This window comes from Scytonema hankhaensis NUACC26, assembly GCF_045865695.1.
In the GTDB taxonomy this organism is placed as follows: Bacteria; Cyanobacteriota; Cyanobacteriia; order Cyanobacteriales; family Nostocaceae; genus Scytonema.
This window is the reverse complement of record NZ_BAACAP010000157.1, coordinates 30,379-40,627: the sequence shown is the minus strand read 5'-3', so window position 1 is coordinate 40,627 and position 10,249 is coordinate 30,379. Positions and strand designations below refer to the sequence as shown.

The window sequence follows — 10,249 nt, the reverse complement described above, 5'->3', positions numbered from 1 at the left end:
GCGGCTCATAAAGACTTAAATTTATGAAGTTTGCAACTCCTCTATTATATGCAGCTTCATATTAAATTGGTATAACTTCAAGAAAGCAACAAAACCTACGATAAATATAAGGAGCGTACAACCATGCCTGGTACATTTGGAACAACGGACACTGATGATGGTGCTATTGCGTCTACAGGCTCAAGCGCAAAATCTGGCATCTTTGCCAGGAACGACTCTACTGACCCTGCAAATGCACCAGGAGGAAGCGGTGTTTTCGGTTTGACAGTGGCTCCAGGTGCCGCTGGTGTTTTCGGAGCAAATAACAGTCCAACAAATGGTCGGGGTGTCCAAGGTAATGGGTCAGAAGCTGGCGTGGGTGGTTTTAGCGAGGCGGGCTTTGGGGTTATCGGTCAAAGCCAAAGAAACATCGGTGTTGTAGCAACTAGCGAAATCGGTCAGGGGTTGTTAGCCTCCAGTGATAATGACATTGCAGTTTTTGCCAGAGGGGCTACATTCTCTGGTGTCTTTGAAGGTGCGCTTGTAGTCAACAGGGGACTCAATCCTAAAGACCCGAACAAGCCGCCATCAGACATCAATGGCAGCATCGTTATCAACGAAGGAAATCTCTTTGTAAATAGAGGTGATGTCATCTTGGCTGGGGCAGACTGTGCTGAGGAGTTCGACATTGTAGATGTGGAGGATGTCGAATCAGGCACGGTGATGGTAATTAACGACGAAGGAGCTTTGCGAATAAGCGCTCAACCATACGATAAGCGGGTTGCAGGTGTTATTTCAGGCGCTGGGAATTACAAGCCAGGACTCATCCTAGATAGGCAGCAGTCTCAAAACTACAGAAAACCGATCGCTTTAATGGGTAAGGTCTATTGCAAAGTGGATGCAAGTTATGGGCCGATCGAGGTGGGTGACTTACTGACTACATCGCTATCTCCTGGTCATGCGATGAAAGCAACTGATCCCCTAAAGGCATTCGGTTCAGTCATTGGTAAAGCGCTGCGCCCCTTAGATGCAGGACAACGCTTGATACCTATACTAATCGCCTTGTAGTAAGAAGACTAAGATGCACTGTGCCCTCAAAATAATAATAAAAAGTGACTGAGATTTTATGTTCAGCTTAAGAAACACATTAGCGAACCGTCAGTTGCCACCAGGCTATAGGGTCAGCATGGGTATAGTCGTTCTTTGTGGACGCCGCCCAGTGAGTATTACCCGCTTACGGAACTCGCTATGCCCAGAAAGTGTCATCGTACACTTCAAATCGCTAGTACCCATAAACAACAACGTCAACCAATTTATAGATACACAGTTTGTCGCTATGCAGAGGCTATTTGCGGAAAGCGATGTAGCTGTATTACGAGGCACGACTGAGGATCTAAGCAGCGAGCCGGCGTTGCAAATCCTTCAAAATCTTGATGTAGGACAATGCCTGTTGGGACAGCCTACTCAAGAACAAAACGATCTATTTGCAAATAGAAACAATGTTGGCACTAATGACTTAATTATATACATTGTTGCAAATTTAGTTGATGCATCTGGGGGTGCTGGTAACTTTTTGGGTTGCGCGACTCATCCTGACGGGCAGCCAGGAGCAGCAGTAGTCCAAGCTAACGCCAGATGGCTGGTAGCTCACGAGGTAGGACATGTTCTAGAGCTTAGACATGTCGAAGGAAATAGTGACAGTTTAATGTTTCTTAATGTCGGTTGGACAAATGTGCCACCTGACCTTTCTAATGGTGAAAATGCAACAATGCGAAACAGTGGTCTTACTCTCCCATGTTAAGAAGGAGGCACATATGGCTATGACATTAGAGCAACTGAAGGATCAATTAAGTGCGATAGAACCGGACAACAGTATTTATAATGGGATTGGTTCTTCGGAGATTCCACTATTAGAGCAACTTCTTCAAGATCAGGAAGTCTGGATGGCATCACGGGCTGTATTTGCGCTTAGCAAAGTGCCTGATATGAGAGCGGTAACAGTATTGTCGCAGGCTGTTGCCGATCCACGTCAAGAGGTGAGGGTTTCTGTAGCAGCAAGCGTAAGTAATCTAAGACCAAGTGATGCTAATAGTATCCTGGTTCAACTTCTTGATGATACAGATTTAGGTGTACGGAAATTTGCTGTCAAAGCGGTTTCTGAAACCCACGATGCATCGGTTCAGGCGAAGTTACGGGATCTCGGACTCCAAGACCCAACTCCTCTGATTCGTGCCATTGCTCAAGACAGGTTGCGGGAACTAAGATTAATTGAACCGTAGACGGCTGGGTTATGCGACCGAAATCAAGTACCCCGTCGAAGCGTCATTGAAATGGCGAGCGCTAGTTTTCTCGATATGGAGGCATTGGGTTTTGCCGATTGTAACCCTGGAAGAGGACAATAATTTTGCTCATTAATATATAAAATATTGATTTTTTGGAATTTTCTTTTCATCGAACAGGTACGTTCTGGGTTGGAAAATATTCCAAAACCCAGAACATCCTGCATTTAACCCATACTCCGCACCCTAACTGTCACAATCGTAGCTTTTACTGATTTTTAGAACTGAACAAAGCTACTTTATATACCTTTTCTAGCTATTTTGACTGAGGCAAAAAGGTTTTAAAGCATAATTTATAGCAAGTAATCTAGCTGGAGGTACTATTAGTAATGAATAAGCCTAAATCTGATTCGGTAGCGAATACAGAGGGCTGGAAGACGATTAATTGGCGTAAAGCTGAGAAATACGTTTTCAAGTTACAAAAGCGCATCTATGCTGCTTCACGTCGTGGTGATGTCAAACGACTCCGCAAACTCCAAAAGACATTAATGAGGTCTTGGTCTAATAGAAAACTAGCTGTGCGTCTCAGGAGCCAATACTGCGGGCATCATATGGAGACCTCGCTAAACTTGCAATTAATGTAGTTTCAAATTTTACTTGTTTGCAGTTCTCAGCACTTAGTTCATACTTCCTATTGACACCGTTGACGGAAATACTGACGATATAATTCGTAGCGTGGCACCGCATGGTTGTTTTGCAGTTCTACCAGTCCCAAATCATACAATTTTACTGCGTCATCTAAATTTAGTTGTGAGTTAAATTCGAGTGGTGCATCTGCTAGTATTATCGTTTGTAGCGTTTGATTTAATTGGGAGTTAGATTGTAAATTATGCCACAATCGCTCTAAATAGTTACGATAAATACTAGACGCAGTGGGGGCTATTTGTAGAAGTTGCTCCAAAGTCACTTCTTGCCCTGCAATCATCTGCAAAGCTTTTACTACTAGATAAGGGTGCCCTCCTACCATCGCCATAAGTTGTTCAACTTGCTCGCTATCCCATTGCAACCCATGCTTCAAAGCTAAATTTTGTACCTCTTGGGGGTTGAAATCTCTCAACTTTATCTCATACCCTGCATTAAACGGCGATTGGTTGATATTCAGGTGAGTGTAAACTTCAGTATGTAATTTCACCAATCGTAGTTGTGCCCAAAGTTCGCTAGTTTTCGCTTCTTCATGCCAGATTCGCAGCATACCCAGAAACTCTCCGGCAATTTCTTGATAAGGAAAAAGTCGGTCTACCTCATCTAAAGCGATCGCTAGAGGGCGATCGCCTGGTAACACGTATCTTTCAAAACATTTTCTGCACTTAATCTTGCTGTTGTGATGGCTTTTACCCCAATATTCCTCTACTTGTTGAAGCAAATCTAGTTCAAGGGCGATACTAGTCATGAACCACTGCAAAAAATTATCTAAGTTGTTGAAATCTTCTTTGTTCGCATACCGCAGATTTAAAACGACCGTTCGGTATCCTTCTTGTTGGGCGTGATGCATTAGTTTTGACATCAGTTCCGTTTTACCCATCTGCAAAGGTGCCTTAATTCTTAGTAGCGCACCTGGTTGGCATATCTGCTGGTAACAACGAGTTTCGATAGGGAAGCGCTCCTGATACAGGTCGATAGTGGGTGCGATATTTGCTTCTTTTTCTTTTTGAGGGGGTGAAGGTTTTACAAATGTACTACTAATTGAAGGAGCGCTTTTCTCCCATTGCCGTTGCAAGGCTTGCCGAAAATTAGTCTTTTTTACCTGCTCTCCCAAGGCATCTGAAAGTTTGTCCCACAAATCCTCACCGATTTCTTCAATTCGCCTCCGACTTAGGTGACATTCCTCGGCGATCGCATTATAAGTTTTTCCTTCCCAAGAACCTCGCAACACCTGTATTTCAGCATCGCTGAGGTGTTTTAGAGTTACTTCAAGTACTAAAGTACTTACTAATCCAGATGCTTGTTCCCAGGTAAATTCTGATTGATAGTACATAAAAACCTGCGTTGATTGAAACAGATAGAGTGACAAAGGTGGATGAGAGTCTCAAATCCAACACTTTGTACTATGTGCTTTTAGCTAGTTGCCTAGAAATAAAATCACAACCAAAGCAGGTCTTTCCAGATAACAAACAAATTTATACTAATCGCTACGTGAGAAAGCTGCATTTTAACAGACTTGGTGATGCACGTTAAGGAGTGTAACTTCCGATAAGCTGTGGCGTGGCTACGCGATCGTTTTGGTGAATCGGGAATGATAGGCGCTGTAACTTTTCATGCAATTAATGAAGCCCAACAAATAGCGCTCGTAGAACCAGTCCCCAAATTTATGCCCCCAGTGCCCAATGAGAAAGGGTGGCTAGCAGTGCAACACTACCTGATGATCGTAAGCAAACTAAACGAAAACTTAGTGCAAGCTCTGCGCGATCGCGGATTGGTTTATGCTAAACAAAATACCGTGTCCTGAAAGCGCTCTCTGGATGGGGATGTGACAGGTGCTTTCTTGAGAGGAACAGTGGGTAAGGATAACACCTTCATGGATTTGGCTGCTGGTACAAAGCGGAACGCTGGTTGGTTCTAGGTGCGGAGTGGTGGAACTGAAGACGATCCGATTCAAAGAGTGGTGTTAACCAAATCCCCGATTGATGCTTTATCTATATCTATGCTAGAGCAACCGCAACGCCGTAGAACTCTGTACCTTGCAGTTGATAGCGATCGAAGCTTACCAGTGGAGTTTTTGAGAAAGATACCAAATGAATATTAATTTTGACCGGGGAAGGTTGGATGCGATCGCCTGACTTGTTGCTGGCACTTGAACTTAAGAGGTTTTGAAACTAATTGCCTTCCACTTGCAGCCCGTCTAGGGGAGCAGGACATTGTACTTGGGTTACATCCACCTTACAAAGGTTCCGACACAGGCTATGGCGTTGCTTAAAAGGATTATCACCATATCCCAAGTGGTTAAGCAAATCGCCTCTTCCGCAATCCTCACCATTTTGCCTCTGTGTCAATAGCAGCTAGAACAGCAATACTAAGGCTATCATCTTAATAGATAAATGAGAGTTCAAACTTTATGGAAAGCAACACTTTAGTAACATCACAAACCAATAATTTAAAGGTCAATATTATACTGGAAACTAGAGAAGATGGCAGCGCGATAAGCGAAGCTTAACGGCTTAAGCCGTATCGCATCTATTTTGGAATTTCCACAGTATCGTGTTGAAGCCGCAAATCGCGAGCAGGCACTTGCAATACTGAAGGAGATTGTGGCTCAGCATAAGAACAAAATTGAAGTCATTCCGATGGAACTCCAATTACTACAAGCTGAGCAATCTGAAAAACCTTGGATGAAATTTGCAGGTGTGTTTAAAGACGATCCAGACTTTGACACAGTTCAGCAGTATATTCAGGAGTATCGTCAGGAATTGGATGCTGCTCTTAATGTAGAAGATTCCGATCTAGAGAGGAATGCAAGTTGAGCCTTTGGATTCTTGATACCGATTGTGTTTCTCTGTTTCAAAGAGGGAATTTAGAAATTGCTCGTCGCCTAAATAGTGTTGAATCTAACGAAATTGCGATTACAAAGTAATAAGCAGGGGATATAGAGGCGCAAGGGAGGCAAAAAAGGCAAAACCTAGTTAGTATTGGTACAATCTCTAATTACTGTACGGGCGCAAGGCATTGCGCCCCTACTAACCACTAACCAATATGCGCTTAATCCATACCTCTGATTGGCATTTAGGAAAACGACTCAAAGGTGAAGACCGCACGCCGGAAATTGCGGCTGCACTTGATGAATTGCTCAAGCAAGCAATAGCGAGACAAGTGGATGCTGTTTTAGTAGCAGGTGATATTTATGATGTCCCAAATCCACCTGCTGAAGCCGAACAAGTTGCTTATAACTTTTTCTGCAAGCTGAAGGAGGCAAAAATTCCTGCAGTTGCGATCGCAGGAAATCACGACTCTGCTTTTCGTATTGATGGAATCGCAAAACTGCTCTCATTTGTGGGAGTCCAAGCATTAGGTAGACCGCAACCACCAAATAAAGGGGGTGTTATTCACGTTGAGACTCCTAGCGGAAAGTTGTGCGTTGCAGCAATGCCATTTGCCTCCGAACGGAGATTATTGAAATATGAAGATTTGTGGGATAAAGATGATTTAGAACAACGCCAACATTACCGCTTACGAGTCCAAAAACTCTTGAGTAAATTAGCAACTCAGTTCCGAGATGATAGCGTTAACGTTATCCTAGCACACATGACAATTGAAGGGTCTTTACGCGCTCACTCGGAAGTCGATTACTATACACGAGATACATATCTTATTTCCGGGCAAACTTTGCCACCCACAGCCCAGTATATTGCCCTCGGTCACATTCACAAACCCCAAAAAATTTCTCACGCCGCACCAACTTGTTATGCAGGTTCTTTAATTCAGATTGATTTTGGCGAAGCTGGAGAAGACAAAGGATTTTACCTCGTTGAAGTGGAACCGGGACGCCCTGCAAAACCCGAATTTATTCCTATTCCTTGCCAAAAGCCTTTAAAAATCGTTAGATGTCATGAAAACGATTTAGAAGAAAATTTAGAAGCTAATCGGACACATCCAGGGTTTTTAAAGTTGGTGGTTGAACTGACTGCACCTAAAACGGGTTTAGCTGAGATGGTGCGTAAAGTTTGTCCCCAGACATTGATTGTTGAACCTCATTACTTAAAAACGGAGCAAGAAAATCCTACTGAGTACCGCGAAGACAATCAATTTGATGCTATTGAAGAGTTTCGTCGCTACTACTTGCAACGCCACGAAACGACAGTACCACCATCCATGTTAGAAGTATTTGAAAAATTGTATCAGGAGATGAGTGATGCGAGCGCTTGAATTATCCCTTGAAGGTTTTACTAGTTTTCGCTCTCGCGAAACTCTCGATTTTTCCGAACTCGATCTGTTTGCTATCACCGGACCAACGGGCGCAGGCAAAACTTCTCTTCTTGATGCTATCACTTTTGCACTTTACGGTCATGTCGCTCGATTTGGTAAGGATGCAACTGCTAAAGAACTTGTGAGTCTTGGAAGCCAAAATCTCAAAGTCAGTTTTCGCTTCTCAGTGCGTGGTGTGGAATATCGGGTGACTCGAACTTGGCGCGATCGCCCTAAAACTCCTGAGAGTAAAGTTCTGTTGGAATGGTTCCAAAATGATACTTGGGAAAAATTGGAGACAAAGAATGTCACCAAGCGAGTCGAGCAAGTGTTGGCGATGGATTATGACACTTTTACTCGTGTTATTCTATTACCTCAAGGTAAGTTTGATGAATTTATTAAAGGGAATAAAGTTAAACGTCGGGAAATATTGCGCGATTTAGCTGGATTTCAGATTTTTGAAAGAATGCGCCAACAAGCTCAAGGACAAGCTGATGGTTTGAAAAAGGAATATCAAATTCTTGAGCGTCAGTTGGAGGAGTTAGAGTTACCTTCGGCAGAGATATTTGCTGAAAAACAACAGCATTTAAATACTTTTGAGCAGCAGATACCTAAATTTAATCAAGCAGTCTTAAAAGCACAAAAAGCTTTGGATGAAGAAGAAACTTTGTTGAAGCAAATAGAGCGGTTAAACGAGCTGCGATCGCAGTTAGAAGGACTCGTTGCTAGATCGGGTAAAATTGAAGAATATAAACTACAGTTGCAACAATCTCAAGCAGCCGACCAAATTAAGGACACTTATGCTTTGGTGAAAGCTGCTAGAGACAGATTCAAAAAAGCACAGGCTGATGTTGTGTCAGCACAAAAGACTCTCACTCAAGCCACACAGGAATTAGAGCAGAATAAGACAAAACTCAATCAAGTGACAGAATACCAAAAACAGGTAGAACCTCAGTTCAAGGTGAGAGAAGAAGCTTTAAACTCAGCACGAAATTACGAAGAACAACGACAACAACATCAAACGGAGTTAACACGCAACCGTCAAACACTCTCTCAACGACAGAAAAACCTAGCCCTAGCTAAGCAGGAATTAGGCGATGCTGAGAAGAAACTAGAAGCAGCGAGCCACCAAGTTAAAGAAGCGGAAAAGGAACTGACTCAATATTCTCCGGGTGGTATTCGTTTAGAGAAACTTCAGGAAGTTTCACCACGGTTTGGTTCTTATAAGTTATTGCAAGAGCAAACGGAGAATTTTCGGCAAAAACTAGATAAAATAATTTTAGAACGACAAAAATTAGAGAAAAAATATCAGGAATATCTGGCAAAATCAGAAAAAGCAAAAGCCGTTTTCCAAGAAAAGCAAAAACTCTTACAAGAAGCTGAAGCTGCCAATAATCTTGCATTACAAAGTAACCATGCTGCTGCTTTACGTCAGACGTTACATGATGGGGATAACTGTCCTGTTTGTAATGGAACATATATAACAGCACAACTATTAAGTTTACCAGATATCGAGCAAGTTGATACAACAGAATTATTATCTCAGAAAGAAGGAGTAGAACAAGAATATACAGCTACGGAAAAAGCTATTACTAAGGCAGAGACAAATTTAGAAAACTCCAAGCAAAAAGAAGCTGAAGCTCAACAGGAATTCGCTAATTCTGAGGAGCAATTAACTAACTTGAAACAGGAAATTAGTTCTGTATTGGAAACAGAAGGTTGGGAAATTAACGCACTAAACCAAGAGTTTAAAGCATTGCAAGAAAGCGATCGCTTGTATCATCAAACTTTAACTAAGCAAAAAGATGTAGCAGCGCGGGTACGAGAAACTCAACAAGCATTGGAAGCTACTCGCAAGACTCATACATTAGCTTTAGAGGAATGTAACCAAGCTCAACAAGATACCCAACGTTGGGAACAGCAATTACAGGAAGTCGAAACCAAACTGCACGAAATTACTGGAGGTAAATCTTATGTGGAGTTGCAAACAGAATTAGAAAAAGATAAGCAGAGATTGGAAAAACAACTGAAACAGGTTACAGAAGGTTATCAAACAGCAGAGAAAAAAGCGATTCGATGTGAGGCTGAAGACAAAAAAGCCCGCGATGATGCAGATGCAGCACGTCTTCAAGAACAACAGATGGAATCCACTTGGCAAGTTGCACTTGTTTCTGAAGGATTTACTGAAGACAGTTTTCTGGCGGCGCGGACTGATTCTAAACAACAAACTTTTTGGAAAGGCGAAATTTCAGACTATGAGACTGCTAGAGTGGAAGTAGAAATACGAGTTGAAGAAGCAAAGTTACAGGTAGGCGATCGCACCACGAACTCAAGTACTATCCAATCTTTGCGTGATGCCAAAGTTGCAGCCGATGGACAACTCAAGCTAGCACAAAATCAACTCGCTCAATTAATGGCTTGGATACAATATGCTCAATCAAAGCAGAAGCAAGCGGAAAAACGACAAGAGGAATTGTCTTTATTAAAAACACAAGTGGATACTTATACAAATCTCGCTCGCAGTCTCAAAACTGATGAATTTCAAGCTTTTGCTTTGGAACATTTAGAAAGAGAGTTGGTGACTCGTGCAACCCATGTTTTGCAAGAACTTACAGATTCTCGTTATGCGCTGAGAATTCAAGATGGAGATTACTTGGTTGAGGATAATTGGAATGGTGGTGAATTGAGACGAGTACAAACTCTTTCAGGTGGTGAAACATTTGCTGCATCTCTTTCTATGGCACTTGCTTTGTCAGAAAAGTTATCTATGGGTGCAGAGTTGGGCAGTTTATTTTTAGATGAAGGTTTTGGAACTTTGGATGCAGATACGCTAGAAACTGTCTACCAAATTTTACAATCTTTACGACAGCAAGACCGATTAATTGGGGTAATTACTCATGTTAAGGCATTGGGAGAGCGATTGCCGCAAGTGAAAGTTTATAAGCGTCCAGAGGGATCGAGGATAGAAGTTGAGATTTTTTGAACAGAAATACAACCTCTGCTCTTCTCTGGTGTGTTCTCTGCGTCTGGAGCGG

10 protein-coding genes are annotated in these 10,249 nt (G+C 42.4%); 9 read left to right on the top strand and 1 reads right to left on the bottom strand.

All coding sequences use genetic code 11. The features are described from left to right. Window positions 1–123 precede the first annotated feature (123 nt). The 4 genes from ACKTT2_RS12200 (at window position 124) to ACKTT2_RS12185 (ending at window position 2,902) form a co-directional block, all read left to right on the top strand. The gene (locus ACKTT2_RS12200; protein ID WP_407887071.1) at window positions 124–1,047 is read left to right on the top strand and encodes a hypothetical protein; all 924 of its coding nucleotides are present in this window, start codon (window positions 124–126) and stop codon (window positions 1,045–1,047) included. A gap of 58 nt (window positions 1,048–1,105) precedes the next feature. Beyond that, a complete protein-coding gene (locus ACKTT2_RS12195) occupies window positions 1,106–1,780 on the top strand; it encodes a zinc metalloprotease (protein WP_407887069.1) in 675 nt (224 codons plus the stop codon). Between the two features lie 13 nt (window positions 1,781–1,793). After that, entirely contained in the window at window positions 1,794–2,258 is a 465-nt protein-coding gene (locus tag ACKTT2_RS12190) for a HEAT repeat domain-containing protein (protein ID WP_407887067.1), read from the top strand. A 389-nt stretch (window positions 2,259–2,647) separates the two neighbouring features. Then, on the top strand, window positions 2,648–2,902 hold the full coding sequence (locus ACKTT2_RS12185; RefSeq protein WP_407887065.1) for a reverse transcriptase N-terminal domain-containing protein: 255 nt from the start codon (window positions 2,648–2,650) through the stop codon (window positions 2,900–2,902). Between the two features lie 47 nt (window positions 2,903–2,949). Here the strand turns inward: ACKTT2_RS12185 and ACKTT2_RS12180 are convergent, their stop codons facing one another. Beyond that, on the bottom strand, window positions 2,950–4,293 hold the full coding sequence (locus ACKTT2_RS12180) for an AAA-like domain-containing protein (RefSeq protein ID WP_407887063.1): 1,344 nt from the start codon (window positions 4,291–4,293) through the stop codon (window positions 2,950–2,952). 222 nt (window positions 4,294–4,515) lie between these two features. Between ACKTT2_RS12180 and ACKTT2_RS12175 the strand changes: the two genes are divergently transcribed. The 5 genes from ACKTT2_RS12175 (at window position 4,516) to ACKTT2_RS12155 (ending at window position 10,197) form a co-directional block, all read left to right on the top strand. Then, on the top strand, window positions 4,516–4,764 hold the full coding sequence (locus ACKTT2_RS12175; RefSeq protein ID WP_407887061.1) for a hypothetical protein: 249 nt from the start codon (window positions 4,516–4,518) through the stop codon (window positions 4,762–4,764). A gap of 114 nt (window positions 4,765–4,878) precedes the next feature. Further along, entirely contained in the window at window positions 4,879–5,061 is a 183-nt protein-coding gene (locus ACKTT2_RS12170; protein ID WP_407887058.1) for a hypothetical protein, read from the top strand. Window positions 5,062–5,494: 433 nt separating this feature from the next. Then, a complete protein-coding gene (locus tag ACKTT2_RS12165) occupies window positions 5,495–5,776 on the top strand; it encodes a hypothetical protein (RefSeq protein WP_407887056.1) in 282 nt (93 codons plus the stop codon). 229 nt (window positions 5,777–6,005) lie between these two features. After that, window positions 6,006–7,175 (top strand): metallophosphoesterase family protein, encoded by a 1,170-nt coding sequence (locus ACKTT2_RS12160; protein ID WP_407887054.1) that lies wholly within the window; start codon window positions 6,006–6,008, stop codon window positions 7,173–7,175. Further along, window positions 7,162–10,197, top strand: coding sequence for an AAA family ATPase (locus tag ACKTT2_RS12155; protein ID WP_407887052.1), 3,036 nt, complete (start codon window positions 7,162–7,164; stop codon window positions 10,195–10,197). Before ACKTT2_RS12160 ends, ACKTT2_RS12155 begins: the two co-directional genes overlap by 14 nt. The last annotated feature ends 52 nt before the right edge of the window (window positions 10,198–10,249 follow it).

What these genes read in the sequence shown, in the direction of transcription:
- ACKTT2_RS12200 (WP_407887071.1), top strand. Translation starts at nt 124, where the DNA reads ATGCCTGGTACATTTGGAACAACGGACACTGATGATGGTGCTATTGCG.
- ACKTT2_RS12195 (WP_407887069.1), top strand. Translation starts at nt 1,106, where the DNA reads ATGTTCAGCTTAAGAAACACATTAGCGAACCGTCAGTTGCCACCAGGC.
- ACKTT2_RS12190 (WP_407887067.1), top strand. Translation starts at nt 1,794, where the DNA reads ATGGCTATGACATTAGAGCAACTGAAGGATCAATTAAGTGCGATAGAA.
- ACKTT2_RS12185 (WP_407887065.1), top strand. Translation starts at nt 2,648, where the DNA reads ATGAATAAGCCTAAATCTGATTCGGTAGCGAATACAGAGGGCTGGAAG.
- ACKTT2_RS12180 (WP_407887063.1), bottom strand. Translation starts at nt 4,293, where the DNA reads ATGTACTATCAATCAGAATTTACCTGGGAACAAGCATCTGGATTAGTA.
- ACKTT2_RS12160 (WP_407887054.1), top strand. Translation starts at nt 6,006, where the DNA reads ATGCGCTTAATCCATACCTCTGATTGGCATTTAGGAAAACGACTCAAA.
- ACKTT2_RS12155 (WP_407887052.1), top strand. Translation starts at nt 7,162, where the DNA reads ATGCGAGCGCTTGAATTATCCCTTGAAGGTTTTACTAGTTTTCGCTCT.